Origin of the sequence: Xanthomonas sp. NCPPB 3005, assembly GCF_041228095.2 — a bacterium.
Taxonomy (GTDB): domain Bacteria; phylum Pseudomonadota; class Gammaproteobacteria; order Xanthomonadales; family Xanthomonadaceae; genus Xanthomonas_A; species Xanthomonas_A bonasiae.
On sequence record NZ_CP166096.2, the window covers coordinates 2,128,354 to 2,147,020 of the forward strand.

Below are 18,667 nucleotides of genomic sequence, written 5' to 3' on the forward strand. Positions count from 1 at the left end.
TTCCTCGAAGGAAAAGCTCAGCCCAGCGCATCCAGCGGCCGCACGAAATCCTCGCCCAGCGCCTGCGCCACCGCGCGGTGGGTGAGCTTGCCGGCGTGCACGTTGAGGCCGTTGCGCAGGTCCTGGTCGTCGCGCAGCGCCTGCAGGCCGTGTTCGGCCAGCTGCAGCACGAACGGCAAGGTGGCATTGGTCAGGGCGAAGGTGGAGGTGCGCGCCACGCCGCCGGGCATGTTGGCCACGCAGTAGTGGACGATGCCGTCGACCTCGTAGGTCGGTTGCTGGTGGGTGGTGGCGTGGCTGGTCTCGAAGCAGCCGCCCTGGTCGATCGCCACGTCCACCAGTACCGAGCCCGGGCGCAGCAGCGCCAGCTGCGCGCGCGACACCAGCTTGGGCGCGGCGGCGCCGGGGATCAGCACCGCGCCGATCACCAGGTCGGTGTGCGGCAGGCATTGCTCGATCGCATCGCGGGTGGAATACAGGGTGGTCAGCTGGTGCCCGTAGAGTTCGTCGAGATACTTGAGCCGTTCCAGCGAGCGGTCCAGCACCGTCACCCGCGCATGCAGGCCCATCGCCATGCGCGCGGCGTTGATGCCGACCACGCCGCCGCCGATCACCAGCACTTCGGCCGGCTTGACCCCGGGCACGCCGCCGAGCAGCACGCCGGAGCCGCCTTGCGCCTTTTCCAGCGCATGTGCGCCGGCCTGGATCGCCATGCGCCCGGCCACCTCGCTCATCGGCGCCAGCAGCGGCAAGCCGCCGTGGCCGTCGGTGACGGTCTCGTAGGCGATCGCGGTGCAGCCGGAGCGCAGCAGCGCGCCGGCCTGGGCCGGGTCCGGCGCCAGGTGCAGATAGGTGAACAGCAATTGCCCCGGGCGCAGCATCGCGCACTCGTCCGGCTGCGGTTCCTTGACCTTGACGATCATGTCGGCCTGCGCGAACACGCTGGCTGCGTCGTCGGCCATGCGCGCGCCGGCGCGCGCGTAGTCGGCGTCGGTCAGGCCGATGGCCTGGCCGCCGTCGCGCTGCACCAGCACCTGGTGCCCGTGCAGCACCAGTTCGCGGACCCCGGCCGGGGTCAGCCCGATCCGGTATTCGTGGTTCTTGATCTCTTTCGGGACGCCGACCAGCATGAGCGGTTCTCCAGGCATGCGGCGCGCGTGGGGAGCGCGGAGCGGGTTGGGGTGAGGGCGGGGATCAGGGCGTGCTGCGGATCATGTCGGCGAGCACCGCGAAGATGCGGTCGATGTGCTCGCGCTCCACGATCAGCGGCGGCGACAGCGCGATGGTGTCGCCGGTGACGCGGATCAGCAGGCCGGCGTCGTGGAAGCAGCGTTCGAAGATCTCGTAGGCGCGGGCGCCGGGCGCATCCTTGCGCGGCGCCAGTTCGATCGCGCCGATCAGGCCGAAATTGCGGATGTCGACGACGTGCGGCAGGCCCTTCAGCACATGGATCGCCTGCTGCCAGTAGTCGCCCAGTTCGATCGCCTTGTCGAACAGCTTCTCTTCCGCATAGGTGTCCAGCGTCGCCAGCGCGGCGGCGCAGGCCAGCGGATGGCCGGAATAGGTATAGCCGTGGAACAGGTCGATGGCGCCGGCCGGGCCGTGCGCGAACGCATCGTGGATGGCGTGCGAGACGAACACCGCGCCCATCGGCACGCAGCCGTTGGTCAGGCCCTTGGCGGTCGTCATCAGGTCCGGGGTGACGCCGAAGCGCTGCGCGGCGAAGGCCTTGCCGACGCGGCCGAAGCCGGTGATCACCTCGTCGAAGATCAGCACGATGCCGTGCTTGTCGCACAGTTCGCGGATGCGCTGCAGATAGCCGAGCGGCGGCAGCACCACGCCGGCCGAGCCGGAGATCGGCTCGATGATCACCGCGGCGATGGTCGAGGCGTCGTGCAGCGCGACCAGCCGCTCCAGGTCCTCGGCCAGCTCCACGCCGTGCGCCGGCAGCCCTTGCGAGAACGCGTTGCGCTCGATGTCCAGGGTATGCCGCAGATGGTCCACGCCCGGCAGCAGCGGGCCGAACCATTTGCGGTTGTTGGGCAGCCCGCCGACCGAGATGCCGCCGAAGCCGACGCCGTGGTAGCCCTTCTCGCGGCCGAGGAAGCGGGTGCGCTGGCCCTCGCCGCGGGCGCGGTGGTAGGCCAGCGCGATCTTCATCGCGGTGTCCACCGACTCGGAGCCGGAGTTGGTATAGAACACGTGGTCCAGGCCGGGCGGAGCCAGCGCGACCAGGCGTTCGGCGAGCACGAACGGCAGCGGCGAGCCCATCTGGAAGGTCGGCGCGAAATCCAGCGTGGCGATCTGTCTGGACACCGCCTCGACGATGCGCGGCCGTGCGTGTCCGGCGTTGCAGCACCACAGCCCGGCGGTGCCGTCGAGGATCTGGCGCCCGTCCACGCTGCGGTAGTACATGCCCTCGGCCGAGGCCAGCAGCCGCGGCCGCGCCTTGAACTGGCGGTTGGCGGTGAACGGCATCCAGAACGCGTCCATGCCGTCCGGCGCCTGCGTGGCCTGGGCGGCGTAGCGATCGGCCAGCGCCTGGGAGGAGGGGGGCGACTCGGTGCTCATCACAGGCTCCACGCGAGAGAAGTGTTGAAAAAACTTTACACCAACCGGGCGCGTGGTGGCGGGCGGGCCTCCGCCGCGGCGCCGGCGCCTCTCCGCCGTGCCGCCGCCGGCTGCACAGCGCCGGAACGCACGAAACGGCGCCACGACAGGCCCGTGCAGACGCGCATGCCGGCCGCCTCGCGCGGCGACCGGCAAATTGACCGCGAGGGCCGGCTGTGTAAAGTATCCGGCAACACCGCCAAGGCCTTCCTGATCACGCGATGGATATCGGCGCCCGCCTGCATCGGGTTCGCACCGCCCACGGACTGAGCCAGCGCGAGCTGGCCAAGCGGGTGGGCGTGACCAACAGCACCATCTCGCTGATCGAACAGAACAAGGTCAGCCCCTCGGTGAGTTCGCTGAAGAAGGTGCTGGACGGCATTCCGATCTCGCTGGCCGATTTCTTCACCCAGGACCTGCAGATCGGGCCGGCCGACGCGCCGTTCTATGCCGCCGACGAACTGCCCGATGTCGGCAGCGACGGCATCCACTACTACCTGGTCGGGCAACACCGTCCGCAGCGGCAGATGTGCATCCTGCGCGAGGTGATGCCGCCGGGCAGCGACACCGGCACCGCGATGCTGGTGCACGAAGGCGAGGAAGGCGGCGTGGTGGTGGCGGGCGAAGTGGAGATCACCGTCGGCACGCAGGTGCGCGTGCTGCGCGCCGGCGAGGGGTACTATTTCGAGAGCCGGGTGCCGCACCGGTTCCGCAACGTCGGCAGCGAGGCGGTGGTGATCGTCAGCGCCAACACCCCGGCCACGTTCTGAGCGCCAGCTGCGCCGCGGGGCTTGCTTCCGCCTCGCCGCGGCCGCACGACCCGCAGATCCGTTCCTTCCTCCCGACCCGGAGCTTCCGATGACCGCACCCCGCACCCGCGATGCCTGGCAGGCGATGGCCGACGCGCTGCAGCTGCGCACCCAGGCCTTCATCGACGGACGCTACGTCGCCGCGGCCAGCGGCAAGACCTTCGACTGCATCAGCCCGATCGACGGCCGCGTGCTCGGCCGGGTCGCCGAGGGCGAGGCCGAGGACATCGAGCGCGCGGTCGCCGCGGCGCGGCGCAGTTTCGATGCCGGGCACTGGTCGCAGGCCAAGCCGGCGCAGCGCAAGAAGAGCCTGCTGAAACTGGCGCAGTTGGTCGAGCAGCATGCCGACGAACTGGCGCTGCTGGAATCGCTGGACATGGGCAAGCCGGTGCGCGACGCGCGCAGCGTGGACGTGGCGGCCACGGTGCGCTGCCTGGCCTGGACCGGCGAGGCGCTGGACAAGGTCTACGGCGAGGTGGCGCCGACCGGGCAGGACGAGCTGGGCCTGATCACCCGCGAGCCGCTGGGCGTGATCGGCGCGATCGTGCCGTGGAATTTCCCGCTGCTGATGGCCGCGTGGAAGATCGCCCCGGCGCTGGCGGCGGGCAATTCGGTGGTGCTCAAGCCCTCGGAGAAATCGCCGCTGAGCGTGCTGCGCCTGGCCGAACTGGTGGCCGAGGCCGGCATCCCCGATGGCGTGTTCAACGTGGTGCCCGGCTTCGGCAAGGGCGCCGGCGAACCGCTGGCGCTGCACATGGACGTGGACGGCCTGGTGTTCACCGGCTCCACCGCGGTCGGCAAGCGCCTGCTGCAATGCGCCGGGCTGTCGAACATGAAACGCGCCTACATGGAATGCGGCGGCAAGAGCCCGAACCTGGTGTTCGCCGACGCGCCGGACCTGGAGCAGGCGGCGCAGGCCGCGGCCGGCGCGATCTTCTACAACCAGGGCGAGGTCTGCACCGCGGCCTCGCGCTTGCTGGTGGAGCGCTCGATCAAGGACGCCTTCGTGGCCCGCGTGGTCGCCGCCGGGCGCGCGCTGCAGCCGCGGCACCCGTTCGACGACGACGCGGCGATGGGTGCGCTGGTGGACGAGGCGCAGACCCACCGCGTGCTCGACTACATCGCGCGCGGCAACGAGGAAGGCGCGCGGCTGCTGCTCGGCGGCAAGCGCGTGGAGGTGGTTGCCGGCGGCTGCTACGTGGAGCCGACCATCTTCGACGAGGTCGGCCACGAGCACACCATCGCCCGCGAGGAGATCTTCGGCCCGGTGCTGTCGGTGATCGCCTTCGACGATGAGGCGCACGCGCTGCGCATGGCCAACGACAGCGACTACGGCCTGGCCGCGGGCGTGTGGACCCGCGACATCGGCCGCGCGCACCGGGTGGCGCGCAAGCTGCGTGCCGGCAGCGTGTGGGTGAACTACTGGGACGGCGGCGACATGACCGCGCCGTTCGGCGGCTACAAGCAATCGGGCAACGGCCGCGACAAGTCGCTGCATGCGTTCGACAAGTACACCGAGATGAAGGCGACCTGGATCAATCTGGCGGTTTGAGCCGGGATTGGGGATTCGGGAGTGGGGATTGGCAAGTGCGCAGCATTGCGCTGTTCTGTAGGAGGGGCTTCGGCCCCGACGCCTTGCCGGTAACGCGTCGGGGCTGAAGCCCCTCCTGCAGGACGCGGCCGGTTACATCCCGACTCCCGACTCCCGAAATCCCGGCTCGGAAACCCGCTCCACGCGGCAGGCGAAACAGCCCTGGCGCGCATTGTGCAGATGCAGATAACGCACTTGCGGATCGGCGAAGGCCTGCACGATCGCGGCTGCGATCGTTTCGCCGGCATGCACGTCGGCGGCGACCATCATGTCGGCCGCATCGTAGCCGCGCAGCGAGATCAACCGCCTGCGGATCGCGTCCGGCACCTGGCCCGGTGCCACGGTCGCAGTCTGCACGTGGCGGCGTACGTAGATCGGCCCGGCGGCACGGTACGGCGTGTCGGCCGGCTGGTGCAGGTAGTGCAGCAGCAACAGGTCCTCGCCGGGCTGCGCGTCTTCCAGGCTGATCCGGCATGGGAAGCCCGGGGTCTGGTCGGCGCGGACGCGGCGCGCGCCGTGCGCGTGCAACTGCGCATCGTCGAGGTCGAACAGCAGTGCGAACGGTGCGGCGGGCAGGCCGACGCAGACGAAGCTGGACATATGCGCTCCAAGAGAAGATCGGGCGCATAGCGTGCGCGCCGCCGCGGCGCCGCGCCGGCCGGATTCGGACACGGCAGCGGCCGCCGCACGCGAGCGCCTCGAGCGGGCACGATGCAGGTCGCCGCCGCGCCGTCGCTGCGCCCCGGGCCGGTAGCGAAAGAGCGCGGGCAGGGACGTGCGTGGAATCGCGTGCGGACTCAGTCCGGCACGTACTCGGCAAAGGTGAGCGGATGTTTGGGATCGGCGGCGTCCACCTTGTCCGTGGACTTCTTCAGCGCATCGGCGTCCGGCGCCGGATCCGAATTCAGCTGCCAGCTCTGCTGGATGCGCTTGTGGAACAGCCAGGTCTTGCGCTCGGGCACGTAGCGGAAGGTGATGAAGTCGGTCCAGTGCTGGCCGCAGGAGACGCCGTTCTGCACGGTGAAGTAGCGGCCCTTGGCCGCGAACGGATCGTCGCTGTCGGTGAACGGATCGCACTGGCCGCCATCGTCGCGCTTGAGCACCACGTGGTCGTTGCGCGCGGCCAGCCGGTAGTGGCCGTCGGCCTGCTGCACGAAGATCAGCAGCGGCCGTGCCGGCGCCGGTTCGCGCTCGGCTTCGCCGCGTTGCTGCAGCGCCACCAGGTAGTCGGCGCGGCCGTCTCCGTCCAGGTCGGTGCGCAGCTGTTCCAGCGGCAGGTAGCCGGCCGGCAGCTGGCGCAGCAGGTCGGCGGGCAGGTCGGCGGCGCGGGCGCCGTGCGTGGCGAGCAGCAGGAGGCCGACAGATGCGGCGACGCGGAGCGACATCGGCATTGGCATGGGAACGTTTCGGATGTTGAGGGGGCGCAAAGCCTAACCGACGCGGCACGCGAACGGCCGGATGGCGCCGCCAGCGCGCCGCTGCGCGATGTCGTTTCCTGCGCGGATCTGCCGCAGCGTCCTGGTGCCGAGCAGGCGTGGCCGCCAAAAGCGTCGGGACTGAAGTCCCTCCCACAAGAAGCGCCGAACAGCCCAGGCGCAGGCGCCCCGCCACCTGCTTCGCAATCCCGAATCCGGAATCACACCAGCCCGGCAAAGGCTTCCGCCACCCCCTGCACCCGCCCGCAATCGTGCGCGTCGTAGCCGGGCAGCAGGCCGAGTTCGTGCTGGAACGTGTCGCTGCGCAGCAGGTCCACGATCGGCGCCAGGCGGCCGCTGTCCAGCGCCTCGCGGCGGCACAGTAGGAAATAGCGCTCGCTGGCGAGTGGGATGAAGTCCAGGCCGTAGCGCCGCGCCGGCGGTTCCAGGCCGAAGCCGGCATCGGCCAGGCCGCTGGCGACGTAGGCGGCGACCGCGGCATGGGTCAGTTCCTCCATGTCGGCGCCATGCAGGGCGCTCAGCGGCAGGCCTTGCTGCGCCAGCAGGCATTCCAGCAGCAGGCGCGTGCCCGAGCCGGGTTGGCGATGGATGAAACGCACGTCGGCGCGCAACAGGTCGGGCAGGGCATGGATGCGTTTGGGATTGCCGGGCGCCAGCACCAGGCCCTGGGTGCGCGTGGCCAGGTGCAGCACGCAATCGCCGTGCGGATCGAGCCGGTCGCGGTAGTGCGCGAGCAGTTCGTTCTCCAGTTCGCCGATCGGCAGGTGCAGGCTGGCCAGGTCGCAGGCGTCGTTGCGCAGCGCGGCCAGGGCATCGTCCGGGCTGCGGTATTTCAGTTCCAGCGGCGCGCCGGCCAGGACCATGCAGCGGCGCAGCGTCTCCACCCCGAAGCCATGCGAGGCGTGCAGGCGCAGCGGCGCCGCTTCCTGCCGGAACACGCGCTCCAGTTCGGTCTCCAGCTCGCTGGCCAGGCTCTGCAGGGTCGGCGCCAGGCGTGCGGCGATGCGCTGCTCGGCCCACACCAGGCGCTCGCCGATCGGCGCCAGGCTGGCGCCGCGGCCGCGGGTGGCGCGCAGCAGCGGCTGCCCGAACAGGCGCCGCGCCTCGCGCAGCGTGCCCCAGGCATAGCGGTAGGACAGCCCGGTCTGGCGGCAGGCCGCGGCCAGCGAGCCGGTGTCGCGGATCGCCAGCAGCAGTTCCGCCAGCCGCGGCGGCAGGCGCTGCCCATCCTCGGTGTGCAGTTCCCACTGTGGCTGGATGGTCACCTTGTACACGCGGGTTGCGGCTCACAATAGGCTTTCTACAGCCGATTATTAGACCATCCGACGCTCGGCGCCATCGTGCTTTCGTACTACGCTCGCCGCGCGCCTTGCGCCGGCCGTGCCGCCGAAGAGGCCATGCCCGATCGCCGATATGCGCTCCATCACATAAGACGCCGCTGCACCGAAGGGGAATCGAATGAGCGACTCGAGTAGCGCGGCCAGCGCCGCGCACACGGCCCACACCGGCCTGCTGGCGAAGGAACGCATCGTCGCCGGGCCGGGCTTCAACCGCTGGCTGGTGCCGCCGGCCGCGCTGGCGATCCATCTGTGCATCGGCATGGCCTACGGCTTCAGCGTGTTCTGGTTGCCGTTGTCCAAGGCGCTGGGGATCACCGAAGCGGTGGCGTGCCCCGCGGACATGGGCTTCCTGGCGCGGATCGTGTCGGCCAGCTGCGACTGGAAGATCAGCGAGCTGCAGTGGATGTACACGCTGTTCTTCGTGCTGCTGGGCTGTTCGGCGGCGCTGTGGGGCGGGTGGCTGGAACGCGCCGGGCCGCGCAAGGCCGGCGTGGTCTCGGCGCTGTGCTGGTGCGGCGGGTTGGTGATCTCGGCGCTGGGCATCCATCTGCACCAGATCTGGCTGCTGTGGCTGGGCTCGGGCGTGATCGGCGGCATCGGCCTGGGGCTGGGTTACATCTCGCCGGTGTCGACCCTGATCAAGTGGTTCCCGGACCGCCGCGGCATGGCCACCGGCATGGCGATCATGGGCTTCGGCGGCGGTGCGATGATCGGCAGTCCGCTGGCCGATGCGCTGATGCGCCACTTCGCCGGCCCCGACTCGGTCGGGGTGAAGGAGACCTTCCTGGTCATGGCGGCGCTGTATTTCGTGTTCATGATGGCCGGTGCGTTCGGCTACCGGGTGCCGCCGAGCGGTTGGACGCCGGCCGGCTGGACCGCGCCGGCGGCCAGCGCCAACGCGATGATCACCGCCCACCACGTGCACGTGAGGAAGGTCTGGGGCATCCCGCAGTTCTGGCTGCTGTGGGGCGTGCTGTGCCTGAACGTGTCGGCCGGCATCGGCGTGATCGGCATGGCCTCGCCGATGCTGCAGGAAGTGTTCGGCGGACGCCTGATCGGCGTGGACGCCGGCTTCGGCAGCCTGGACACCGCGCAGCTGGCGGCCATCGCCGCGATCGCCGCCGGCTTCACCGGCCTGCTCAGCCTGTTCAACATCGGCGGGCGCTTCTTCTGGGCCAGCATGTCCGACAAGCTCGGCCGCAAGCACACCTACAGCGTGTTCTTCGTGCTCGGCATCGCCCTGTACGCGGCGGCGCCGTGGGCCGGCAAGGTCGGCGGCAGCGCGCTGTTCGTCGGCATCTTCTGCGTGATCCTGTCGATGTACGGCGGCGGCTTCGCCACCATCCCGGCCTACCTGGCCGACCTGTTCGGCACCCAGATGGTCGGCGCGATCCATGGCCGCCTGCTGACCGCCTGGGCCACCGCCGGCATCCTCGGCCCGGTGGTGGTGGGCTACATGCGCGAATACCAGCTGGGCCTGGGCGTGCCGCCGTCACAGGTGTACAACACCACCATGTACATCCTGGCCGGGATGCTGGTGCTGGGCCTGATCTGCAACCTGCTGGTGCGGCCGGTGGCCGCCAGGCACTTCATGACCGCGCAGGAACTGGCTGCGGAGAAGCAGCTGGCGCACGAGAAGGTCGGCAGCAACGGCGGCGCGGCGCTGGATGCGGCGCAGCTGGCGCAGGTCGGCCACGGCGGCAATCCGCTGCTGGTGGCGCTGGCCTGGCTGGCGGTCGGGGTGCCGATGCTGTGGGGCATCTGGGTCACCTTGCAGAAGGCGTTCGTGCTGTTCCACTGAATTTGCGGAAGGGAGGCGTCACCATGTACTCGCGTGCGTCTTCCCGGCCCGGCGCCGTCGCGCGCGGCGTGCGCCGCCATCGCGACGGGCGCACCGCGCTCACCCAGGACCTGGTGGCGGCCGAGGTGCCGGTGGCGTTCGCCTACAACGGCGAGCCGTTCGTGGTGATGATGGCCACTCCGGAAGACCTGCACGACTTCGCGCTGGGCTTTTCGCTCAGCGAGGGCATCGTCGAGGATCCGGCGCAGTTGCGGATCGCCAGCGTGGACACCTTCCTGGAAGGGGTTTCGCTGCAACTGCAGATCCCGCCCGCACATGCCACGGCCCTGCAGTCGCGGCGCCGCAACCTGCAGGGCCGCAGCGGCTGCGGGGTGTGCGGCAGCGAATCGATCGAGGCGGTGCTGCGCGCGCCGCGGCCGTTGCCGGCCGGCGTCGCGATCGCGCCGGCGGCGCTGGCGCGGGCCTTGCGCGAGCTGCGCCAGCAGCAACCGCTCAACGCGATCACCGGCGCCACCCACGCCGCCGGATGGGCCGACGCCGACGGATGCGTGCAGCTGGCGCGCGAGGACGTGGGCCGGCACAACGCACTGGACAAGCTGATCGGCGCGCTGGCCAGCGCCGGCCTGGACGCGGCCAGCGGTTTCGCCGTGGTCACCAGCCGCGCCAGCTATGAGATGGCGATGAAGGCCGCCCAGGCCGGCATCCCGCTGCTGGCCGCCATTTCCGCACCCACCGCGCTGGCGATCGCGCTGGCCGACAGCGCCGGCCTGACCCTGATCGGTTTCGCCCGCGACCACGATTACGTCGTCTACAGCCATCCGCAGCGCCTGCACCAGGCCGAGCACGCCGGAGAGCCCGCATGAGCAAGAAAACCATCCAACCCTATACGCAGCCGGCCGGCGGCTGGGGCGCGTTGCGCGCCGTCGCCACCCACCTGCTGCAGCAGGACGTGGCGGTGCAGGGAGCCAAGACCCTGTTGCACGCCAACCAGCCCGACGGCTTCGACTGCCCCGGCTGCGCCTGGCCCGACCGCGACCACACCTCGACCTTCGAGTTCTGCGAGAACGGCGCCAAGGCGGTGGCCGCCGAAGCCACCGCGCGCCGCGCCACGCCGGAACTGTTCGCGCAGCACAGCGTCGCGCAGCTGGCCAAGTACAGCGACTACTGGCTGGAAGGGCATGGCCGGCTGACCCATCCGCTGCGCTACGACAGCGCCAGCGACCACTACGTGTCGGTGAGCTGGGACGAAGCGTTCGCGCTGATCGCCACGCACCTCAACGGCCTGGCCTCGCCGGACGAGGCGATCTTCTACACCTCCGGGCGCACCAGCAACGAGGCCGCGTTCCTGTACCAGCTGTTCGTGCGCGAGTTCGGCACCAACAACTTCCCCGACTGTTCGAACATGTGCCACGAGCCGTCGGGCACCGCGCTCAAGTCGCAGATCGGGGTCGGCAAGGGCACGGTGTCGCTGCACGACTTCGAGCTGGCCGACGCGATCTTCATCTTCGGCCAGAATCCCGGCACCAACCACCCGCGCATGCTCGGCGAGCTGCGCCAGGCGGCCAAGCGCGGCGCGGCGATCGTGTCGTTCAATCCGCTGCGCGAGCGCGGCCTGGAGAAGTTCGCCGATCCGCAGGACAAGCTGCAGATGCTGCACAACGGTTCGACGCGGATTTCGTCGGATTATTTCCAGCTGAAGATCGGCGGCGACCTGGCCGCGGTCAAGGGCATCATCAAGCACGTGCTGGAGCGCGATGCGGAGGCCGCGCGCGCGGCGCAACCGCGCCTGCTGGATCTGCAGTTCATCACCCAGCACACCGCCAACTTCGACGCCTTCGCCGCGGACGTGATCGCCGAACCGTGGGCGACCATCGTCGAGGAGTCCGGGCTGAGCGAGGCCGAGCTGCGCCGCGCCGGCGAGATCTACCTGAAATCCGAACGGCTGATCGCCTGCTGGGGCATGGGCATCACCCAGCACAAGCATTCGGTGGCCACGATCCACATGATCGCCAACCTGCTGCTGCTGCGCGGCCATCTGGGCCGCCCCGGCGCCGGCGCCTGCCCGGTGCGCGGCCACAGCAACGTGCAGGGCGATCGCACGATGATGATCTACGAAAAGCCGCCGGCCGCGTTCCTGGACCGGCTGCAGGCGGTGTTCGGGTTCGATCCGCCGCGCGCATCCGGTTTCGACACCGTCGGCGCGATCGAGGCCATGCTGGACGGCCGCGCCAGGACCTTCTTCGGCATGGGCGGCAACTTCGCCACCGCCACCCCCGACACCGATGCCACGCATCGCGCGCTGCGCCGCTGCGACCTCACCGTGCACGTGACCACCAAGCTCAACCGCAGCCACCTGGTGCACGGCCGCGACGCGCTGATCCTGCCGTGCCTGGGGCGCACCGAGATCGACATCCAGGAGGGCGGGCCGCAGAGCGTCAGCGTCGAGGATTCGATGAGCATGGTGCACCTGTCGGCCGGCATCAATCCGCCGGCGTCGCCGGAGCTGCTGTCGGAGCCGGCGATCGTCGCGCGCCTGGCCGAGGCCACGCTCGGCACGCGCAGCGCGATCCGCTGGCGCTGGCTGGTCGCCGACTACGACCGCATCCGCGACCTGATCGCGCAGGTGTTCGAGGATTTCGCCGACTTCAACACGCGGGTGCGGGTGCCCGGCGGTTTCCGCCTGTCCAACACCGCACGCGACCGCGTGTGGGAGACGCCGGAAGGGCGCGCAGTGTTCAAGGCGCACGCGGTGCCCACCGACAATCCGATCCACCGCGCGCGCCGCCAGCGTCCCGAGCAACCGGTGTTCACCCTGGCCACCACGCGCTCGCACGACCAGTACAACACCACCATCTACGGCCTGGACGACCGCTACCGCGGCGTGTTCGGCGAGCGCCGGGTGCTGTTCATCAACGCCGCCGACATTGCCGACCTGGGACTGCAGGCCGGCGCCTGGGTGGACCTGGAAAGCCTCGGCGAGGATGGCGTGCAGCGCCGGGCCAAGCGCTTCCTGCTGGTCGAGTACAACATCCCGCGCGGTTGCCTGGCCGCGTACTACCCGGAAACCAACGGCCTGGTGCCGTTGTCCAGCTTCGCCGACGAGGCGCGCACGCCGACCTCCAAGTCGATCCCGGTGGTGGTGACGCCGCACCTGGCCGAGGCCGCCGACGCGGCACCGCGCGACATCGGCGTGGCGCTTGTCCGCTGATCCGGCGCTGACCCGGGCGCTGTTCGAGGCATTGGCGCCGGAGCCGGAGGGGATCGCCCTGGCACGGCTGTGCAAGCGCCTCGGCGTGCGCATGAGCGTGCTGCTGCGGACCCTGGCCTGGCTGGGCGAGGCCACCCTCGACGGGCGCGCGGGGCCGGGCTGGATCCGGGTGGAGACCCGCGGCGAGCGCGAGGTGGCGGTGCTGACCGCCGCCGGTCGCGCGCAACTGCCGCGCTGAGCGCGAAGCGGCATGGCGCTGCGGCGCCGCGGCCGATCTGCCAGAATCGGGCGGTTTCCCGTCGATGCCGCTTCCATGACCGCTGCCGCGCTTCCCGCTTCGCCCGTCAATTCGCCGCGCCGCGTGCTGTTGGCCAGCCTGGTCGGCACCACCATCGAGTTCTTCGATTTCTACATCTACGCCACCGCCGCGGTGCTGGTGTTCCCGAAGCTGTTCTTCCCCGAGGGCGACGCCGACGCGGCGCGGCTGCAGTCGCTGGCCACGTTCGCGGTGGCGTTCGTGGCGCGGCCGGTCGGCTCGGCGCTGTTCGGCCATTTCGGCGACCGCATCGGGCGCAAGGCGACGCTGGTCGCGGCGCTGCTGACCATGGGCCTGTCCACGGTGGTGATCGGGCTGTTGCCCAGCTACGCCAGCATCGGCATGTGGGCGCCGGCGCTGCTGGCGCTGTGCCGCTTCGGCCAGGGCCTGGGCCTGGGCGGCGAATGGGGCGGGGCGGTGTTGCTGGCCACCGAGAACGCGCCGCCGGGCAAGCGCGCCTGGTACGGCATGTTCCCGCAGCTGGGCGCGCCGCTGGGCTTCCTGCTGTCCTCCGGGATCTTCCTGCTGCTGGATGCGGTGCTGGACGATGCGCAGTTCATGGGCTGGGGCTGGCGCATCCCGTTCGTGGCCAGCGCGTTGCTGGTGGTGACCGGGCTGTGGGTGCGCCTGCGCATCCATGAAACCCCGGATTTCCAGAAGGCGCTGGAACGCAAGGAGCGGGTGGCGTTGCCGATGTGGACGGTGCTGTCGCGGCATGCCGGCGCGCTGCTGCTCGGCACCTTCAGCGTGTTCGCGACCTTCATGCTGTTCTACCTGATGACGGTGTTCGCGCTGGGCTACGGCACCGCGGTGCTCGGCTACGGCCGCGAGCAGTTCCTGCTGTTGCAGATGGTCGGTATCCTGTTCTTCGCCGCCGGCATTCCGCTGTCGGCGCACTACGGCGACCGCTACGGCACGCACCGCGCGATGATCGCGGCCGGGCTCGTCATCGTCCTGTTCGGGCTGGGCTTCGCGCCGCTGTTCAGCGCTGCGCATCCGTGGCAGCTGCTGGCGTTCCTGTCGCTGGGGTCGTTGTTCATGGGCCTGACCTACGGGCCCTGCGGCACCTTGCTGGCCGAGCTGTATCCGGTGCCGGTGCGTTACACCGGCGCCTCGATGTCGTTCAACCTGGCCGGCATCATCGGTGCGGCGCCGGCGCCGTACGTGGCCAGCTGGCTGGCCAAGCACTACGGCCTGCCGTGGGTCGGCTACTACCTCAGTGCCGGCGCGGCGCTGAGCCTGCTGGCGCTGCTGGTGATCGGCGCCAGGCGCCGCTGAGGCCGCACGCGCGCGCTCAGGCGGCGTGCTCGACCCGGTTGCGGCCGCCGGCCTTGGCCAGGTACAGGTGCTTGTCGGCCTCGGCCAAGAGCGGATGCAGCGCATCGCGGCGCGCGTCGCTGGTGCATACGCCGATGCTGATGGTGATGCGCAGGGTCTGCCCGCCCACCTGCACCTGCAGCGTATCGATGCGCTGGCGCAGGGTCTCGAAATAGGCGCCGGCCGCGGCCGCGTCCAGGCCCGGCACCAGCATGCAGAATTCCTCGCCGCCGAAGCGCGCCACCAGATCCTGCGGGCGCGCATGCGCGGCCACCGTCGCCGCCACCGCGCGCAGCGCGTCGTCGCCGGCCTCGTGGCCCCAGCTGTCGTTGATGTGCTTGAAGTGGTCGATGTCGAGCATCGCCACGCTGACCGTGTCGCTGCGCGCCAGCCATTGCGGCAGCAGGCGCTGGCTCTGTTCCAGGAAATGCCGGCGGTTGGGCAGGCCGGTGAGGAAGTCGCGGGTGGCCAGGTCCTGCAGGGTGCCGATCAGTTCCAGCTGGTCCACGTTCTGCGACACGCGGCAGAAGAACTCTTCGCGCGAGAAGGGCTTGCGCAGGAAATCGTTGGCGCCGTTCTTGAGGAAGCGCGGCACCAGCGACGGGTCGCTGTTGCCGGACAGGCCGATCACCGCCAGCTTGTCGCGGGCGCGGATCGCGCGCAGCCGGCGGGTGAATTCCACCCCTTCCATGCCCGGCATTTCCTGGTCCACCACCGCCAGGCGGATCGCCGGATTGGCCTCCACCGCCTTCAGTCCGGCGGCGCCGTCGGCGGCTTCCACCACCTGGTAGCCATACATCGCCAGCAGGCTCGCGGCGTAGGCGCGGGCCGAGCGCGAATCGTCCACCACCAGCGCGGCGATGCTGCGGTTGCGCGCCAGCCGCTGCACCAGCCAGGCCAGGTAGTCGATACTGCCGGGCGCGTTCTTCAGCACGAAGTCGATGATCTGCTGGGTCAGCACGCGCTTGCGCAGGCTCTCGTCGTAGACCCCGCTGACCACCACCGTGGGCAGGCCGCGGGCGACGAAGAAATCCACCACCGTGTCGCGGTCGCCGTCGGCCAGCACCAGTCCGGTCAGGGCCAGGAACCAGGAGCCGCCGTCGTCCAGCGCGTGCGCCGCTTCGGCCAGGGTCGAGACCACGGTGACCGGCAGTTCCACCCGCTGCTCGATCGCTTCGCGCAGCAGCCCGGTGAACGTGCGCGAATTCTCCACCAGCAGGATGCGCTGCTGGGCAGCCGCGCTTTCGCTGGCGATCGGGTAGGCCGGCAACGGTTGCAGCATGCGAGCCGCGCAAGGCGCCCTTGGGGAGTAGACCTCAGTTAGCGGCCGTGCCGCGGGCAACTTTAGGCCGCGGCGCACTCACCACAACGCGTCGCGCAGCTTGTACCAGGACATCGCCGCCACCAGCAGCGGCGTGCGCAACGCACGGCCGCCGGGGAACGGCGCGTGCGGAATCCTGGCGAACAGGTCCAGGCGCTGCGACTGCCCGGCGATGGCCGCGGCGATGGCGTCGCCGGCCAGGCCGGTGGCGGCCACGCCATGGCCGGAAAAGCCCTGCGCGAAGTACACGTTCGGGGTCAGCCGGCCCCAGTGCGGGGCGCGGTTGCGGGTGATGTCGACATAGCCGCCCCACACGTAGTCCAGCGCGACCTCGCGCAGCTGCGGGAACACCCGGCGCATGCGCCGGGTCATGACCCCGCGCAGGCCCGGTGGCGGCAGCGAGGAATAGCTGGCGCGGCCGCCGAACAGCAGGCGGTGGTCGCGGCTGAGGCGGAAATAGTCCAGCGCCCAGTTCACGTCGGCCACCGCCATGTCGTTGCCGATCAGTTCGCGCGCCAGCGCCGCGCCCAGCGGCGCGCTGGCGCCGATGTAGGTGCCGACCGGCATGATCCGCGATTCCAGTTCCGGCGCGATGCCGCGCAGCCAGGCGTTGCCGGCCAGCACCGCGAAATCGGCCTGCACCTCGCCGTGCGCGCTGCGCAGGATCGGCTGCGCGCCGCGCACCAGCGCGGTCACCGGCGAGTGCTCGTAGATGCGCACGCCGGCGGCCAGCGCCGCGCGCGCCAGCCCGTGCGCGTATTCGAGCGGGTGCAGGTGGCCGCTGGCCGGGTCGTACATCGCGCCCAGGTAGCGCTCGCTGCGCAGGTGTGCGCGCAACTGGTCGCGGTCCCACCACTGCAGCGGATAGTCGTAGCGCTGCGCCATCTCGACGATGCCGGCCTGCAACGCGCGCACCTGGCGCGGCTTGATCGCCACGTGCGCATGGCCGTCGCGCCAGTCGCAGGCGATGGCGTGGCGCTGGATGCGGTCGCGCAGCAGCTGCATGCCGTCGCGCGAGAAATCGAACAGCAGCCGCGCCTCGGCGCTGCCGAGCAGCGTTTCCAGCGTGTGCTGCTCGCAGCCGTAGCCGACGATGGCCTGGCCGCCGTTGCGCCCGGACGCGCCCCAGCCCACACGCTGCGCTTCCACGATCGCGACCTGATAACCGGCCTCGGCCAGCGTCAGCGCCGTGCTCAACCCGGTATAGCCGGCGCCGAGAATGCACACGTCGGCCCGCACCTGGCCGCGCAGCGGCGGCTGCGGCGGCAGTGGCGTGGCGCTGTCGGTGTACCAGGAAGAGCCGGGAATCGGGAGTCGGGAATCGGGAAGCGTGGAAGAGCGGGTCATGGTGGCGAGTTGCTGGGAAGGGGGATCATGGGGGTCAGCCTCCGGATGCTTGGCGTTTGCTTTTTCGATTCCCCATTCCCGATTCCCCATTCCAGGCTTTTCACACCGTGCGCAGATACCACCGGTAATCCAGATCGCTCACCTGCGCATGGAAATCCAGCATCTCGCGGCGTTTCTGCTGGCCGTAGACGTGGCGGAAACGGGCGCCGAACCGATCGGCGACGAAGTCGCTGGCGAGGAATCCGGCGATCGCGCCGCGCCAGTCCGGATGGCGGATCTCGGTCTGTGCGTAGGCATTGCCCTGTACCGGCGGACCCGGGTCGAAGCCATGCTGCAGGCCGTGCTCGATGCCGGCCAGCACCGCCGCGGCGACCAGGTATGGATTGGCGTCGGCGCCGGCGATGCGGTGCTCGATGCGGGTATTGGCCGGATCGCTGTACGGCACCCGCATCGCCACGGTGCGGTTGTTGAAGCCCCAGCTGTCGTTGAGCGGCACGAACGCATTAGGCACGAAGCGGCGGTAGCTGTTGGCGTGCGGGGCGAACAGCAGCAGGCAGTCGTCGGCGCTGCGCTGCAGCCCGCCGATGGCATGGCGCAATGCGTCGGCCGGCGCCTGCGGCGTGCCGGCGAAGACGTTGTCGCCGGCGTCGTCGAGCAGGCTCACGTGCAGGTGCAGGCCGCTGCCGGACTGCGCGGCGAACGGCTTGGCCATGAAGCTGGCGAGCAGGCCCTGCTGCTGCGCGATCGCCTTGATCGCGCGCTTGAGCATCAGCGCGTCGTCGCAGGCGGCCAGCGCGTCGCCGCGGTGCTTGAGGTTGATCTCGAACTGGCCGGGCGCGTACTCGGCGACCGCGGTATCGGCGGGGATGCCCTGCGCGCGGCAGGCCTGCGCGACTGCGTCGGTGAAGCCGCGCTGGTCGTCCAGCTCCTGCATGTAGTAGACCTGGGTGCTGTCGTTGCGCAGCCCGGTGTGCGCCTGCAGCGGCGGTTGCGGCCGGCCGTCGGCGTCGGCGCGCGGATCGAACAGGTAGAACTCCAGCTCCACCGCGATCACCGGGGTCAGCCCGCGCGCGCGCAGCCGCGCCAGCACCCGCGCCAGTACTTCGCGCGGGGCGATGTCCAGCGGGTCGCCGGCGCCGTCGCGCATCGCCAGCAGCAGTTGCGCCGAGGGCACCGGCGCCCACGGCACCGGCTGCAGCGTGCCGGGGACCGGGAAGCACAGCCGGTCCTCGTCGCCGATGTCGTAGCCCAGGCCGGTTTCCTCGACCGTATTGCCGGTGATGTCGGTGGCGATCAGCGACATCGGCAGGCATACGCCGTCGCGATAGACCTTTTCCAGCGCGTCGCGGGCGATGCGCTTGCCGCGCAGCAGGCCATTGCTGTCCGGCAGCAGCAGGTCGATCTGTTCGCAGCCGGGGATGCGTTGCAGGGCCTGGGCGGCGTCCGGGGGCAGGGGCGGAGCGTCGTGGGTGCGGGTCATGGTGGCGGCCTGCGGGAGTGCGACGAGCTTAGCAGAGCCGGGTTCGCGTCAAGAATACTCAACAGGCCGATGCGCCGGCAGCGTGGACGCG

Annotated in this window: 15 protein-coding genes; 7 read left to right on the forward strand and 8 right to left on the reverse strand. The window is 70.4% G+C overall.

Annotation, left to right across the window (positions count from 1 at the left end; genetic code table 11):
• Window positions 1-17 precede the first annotated feature (17 nt).
• Entirely contained in the window at window positions 18-1,130 is a 1,113-nt protein-coding gene (gene ald, locus AB8810_RS09130) for an alanine dehydrogenase (protein ID WP_369916324.1), read from the reverse strand.
• Window positions 1,131-1,194: 64 nt separating this feature from the next.
• The gene (locus AB8810_RS09135) at window positions 1,195-2,571 is read right to left on the reverse strand and encodes an aspartate aminotransferase family protein (RefSeq protein WP_369916325.1); all 1,377 of its coding nucleotides are present in this window, start codon (window positions 2,569-2,571) and stop codon (window positions 1,195-1,197) included.
• A gap of 260 nt (window positions 2,572-2,831) precedes the next feature.
• Between AB8810_RS09135 and AB8810_RS09140 the strand changes: the two genes are divergently transcribed.
• On the forward strand, window positions 2,832-3,380 hold the full coding sequence (locus tag AB8810_RS09140) for a cupin domain-containing protein (RefSeq protein WP_185815986.1): 549 nt from the start codon (window positions 2,832-2,834) through the stop codon (window positions 3,378-3,380).
• A gap of 88 nt (window positions 3,381-3,468) precedes the next feature.
• On the forward strand, window positions 3,469-4,971 hold the full coding sequence (locus tag AB8810_RS09145; RefSeq protein WP_369916326.1) for an aldehyde dehydrogenase: 1,503 nt from the start codon (window positions 3,469-3,471) through the stop codon (window positions 4,969-4,971).
• A gap of 132 nt (window positions 4,972-5,103) precedes the next feature.
• On the opposite strand, the gene AB8810_RS09150 is transcribed toward AB8810_RS09145, so the two are convergent.
• The 3 genes from AB8810_RS09150 to AB8810_RS09160 all read right to left on the reverse strand — a co-directional run bounded on the left by AB8810_RS09150 (window position 5,104) and on the right by AB8810_RS09160 (window position 7,720).
• Entirely contained in the window at window positions 5,104-5,610 is a 507-nt protein-coding gene (locus AB8810_RS09150; RefSeq protein WP_369916327.1) for a DUF1203 domain-containing protein, read from the reverse strand.
• Window positions 5,611-5,807: 197 nt separating this feature from the next.
• Window positions 5,808-6,401 carry a hypothetical protein gene (locus AB8810_RS09155; RefSeq protein ID WP_369916328.1) on the reverse strand — a complete coding sequence of 198 codons (594 nt, stop codon included), beginning with the start codon at window positions 6,399-6,401 and terminating at the stop codon, window positions 5,808-5,810.
• A gap of 245 nt (window positions 6,402-6,646) precedes the next feature.
• Window positions 6,647-7,720, reverse strand: a complete 1,074-nt coding sequence (locus AB8810_RS09160; protein WP_206230977.1) for a substrate-binding domain-containing protein — start codon at window positions 7,718-7,720, stop codon at window positions 6,647-6,649.
• Between the two features lie 184 nt (window positions 7,721-7,904).
• Here AB8810_RS09160 and AB8810_RS09165 point away from each other — a divergent pair, with 184 nt between their 5' ends.
• From AB8810_RS09165 to AB8810_RS09185, 5 genes are all read left to right on the forward strand, one after another.
• Window positions 7,905-9,587, forward strand: a complete 1,683-nt coding sequence (locus AB8810_RS09165) for an OFA family MFS transporter (protein ID WP_206259842.1) — start codon at window positions 7,905-7,907, stop codon at window positions 9,585-9,587.
• A 23-nt stretch (window positions 9,588-9,610) separates the two neighbouring features.
• Window positions 9,611-10,450: a formate dehydrogenase accessory sulfurtransferase FdhD gene (fdhD, locus tag AB8810_RS09170; protein WP_369916329.1), complete on the forward strand. Its 840-nt coding sequence runs from the start codon at window positions 9,611-9,613 to the stop codon at window positions 10,448-10,450.
• Window positions 10,447-12,795, forward strand: coding sequence for an FdhF/YdeP family oxidoreductase (locus AB8810_RS09175; RefSeq protein WP_369916330.1), 2,349 nt, complete (start codon window positions 10,447-10,449; stop codon window positions 12,793-12,795). The genes fdhD and AB8810_RS09175 overlap by 4 nt, the downstream gene beginning before the upstream one ends.
• A complete protein-coding gene (locus AB8810_RS09180; RefSeq protein WP_179565709.1) occupies window positions 12,785-13,033 on the forward strand; it encodes a hypothetical protein in 249 nt (82 codons plus the stop codon). The genes AB8810_RS09175 and AB8810_RS09180 overlap by 11 nt, the downstream gene beginning before the upstream one ends.
• A gap of 75 nt (window positions 13,034-13,108) precedes the next feature.
• Complete coding sequence (locus tag AB8810_RS09185; protein ID WP_369916331.1) at window positions 13,109-14,389, forward strand: MFS transporter; 1,281 nt, start codon at window positions 13,109-13,111, stop codon at window positions 14,387-14,389.
• Window positions 14,390-14,405: 16 nt separating this feature from the next.
• Here AB8810_RS09185 and AB8810_RS09190 read toward each other — a convergent pair whose 3' ends face one another.
• From AB8810_RS09190 to AB8810_RS09200, 3 genes are all read right to left on the reverse strand, one after another.
• Window positions 14,406-15,710, reverse strand: a complete 1,305-nt coding sequence (locus AB8810_RS09190; RefSeq protein WP_369916332.1) for a diguanylate cyclase — start codon at window positions 15,708-15,710, stop codon at window positions 14,406-14,408.
• 78 nt (window positions 15,711-15,788) lie between these two features.
• Window positions 15,789-17,096 carry an NAD(P)/FAD-dependent oxidoreductase gene (locus AB8810_RS09195; protein ID WP_369916333.1) on the reverse strand — a complete coding sequence of 436 codons (1,308 nt, stop codon included), beginning with the start codon at window positions 17,094-17,096 and terminating at the stop codon, window positions 15,789-15,791.
• Window positions 17,097-17,196: 100 nt separating this feature from the next.
• Complete coding sequence (locus tag AB8810_RS09200) at window positions 17,197-18,576, reverse strand: glutamine synthetase family protein (protein WP_206259839.1); 1,380 nt, start codon at window positions 18,574-18,576, stop codon at window positions 17,197-17,199.
• Window positions 18,577-18,667 lie beyond the last annotated feature (91 nt).

Coding starts and splice junctions, on each gene's coding strand:
- ald (WP_369916324.1), bottom strand. CDS start 1,130: ATGCTGGTCGGCGTCCCGAAAGAGATCAAGAACCACGAATACCGGATC.
- AB8810_RS09135 (WP_369916325.1), bottom strand. CDS start 2,571: ATGAGCACCGAGTCGCCCCCCTCCTCCCAGGCGCTGGCCGATCGCTAC.
- AB8810_RS09140 (WP_185815986.1), top strand. CDS start 2,832: ATGGATATCGGCGCCCGCCTGCATCGGGTTCGCACCGCCCACGGACTG.
- AB8810_RS09145 (WP_369916326.1), top strand. CDS start 3,469: ATGACCGCACCCCGCACCCGCGATGCCTGGCAGGCGATGGCCGACGCG.
- AB8810_RS09150 (WP_369916327.1), bottom strand. CDS start 5,610: ATGTCCAGCTTCGTCTGCGTCGGCCTGCCCGCCGCACCGTTCGCACTG.
- AB8810_RS09155 (WP_369916328.1), bottom strand. CDS start 6,401: ATGCCGATGTCGCTCCGCGTCGCCGCATCTGTCGGCCTCCTGCTGCTC.
- AB8810_RS09165 (WP_206259842.1), top strand. CDS start 7,905: ATGAGCGACTCGAGTAGCGCGGCCAGCGCCGCGCACACGGCCCACACC.
- fdhD (WP_369916329.1), top strand. CDS start 9,611: ATGTACTCGCGTGCGTCTTCCCGGCCCGGCGCCGTCGCGCGCGGCGTG.
- AB8810_RS09175 (WP_369916330.1), top strand. CDS start 10,447: ATGAGCAAGAAAACCATCCAACCCTATACGCAGCCGGCCGGCGGCTGG.
- AB8810_RS09185 (WP_369916331.1), top strand. CDS start 13,109: ATGACCGCTGCCGCGCTTCCCGCTTCGCCCGTCAATTCGCCGCGCCGC.
- AB8810_RS09190 (WP_369916332.1), bottom strand. CDS start 15,710: ATGCTGCAACCGTTGCCGGCCTACCCGATCGCCAGCGAAAGCGCGGCT.
- AB8810_RS09195 (WP_369916333.1), bottom strand. CDS start 17,096: ATGACCCGCTCTTCCACGCTTCCCGATTCCCGACTCCCGATTCCCGGC.
- AB8810_RS09200 (WP_206259839.1), bottom strand. CDS start 18,576: ATGACCCGCACCCACGACGCTCCGCCCCTGCCCCCGGACGCCGCCCAG.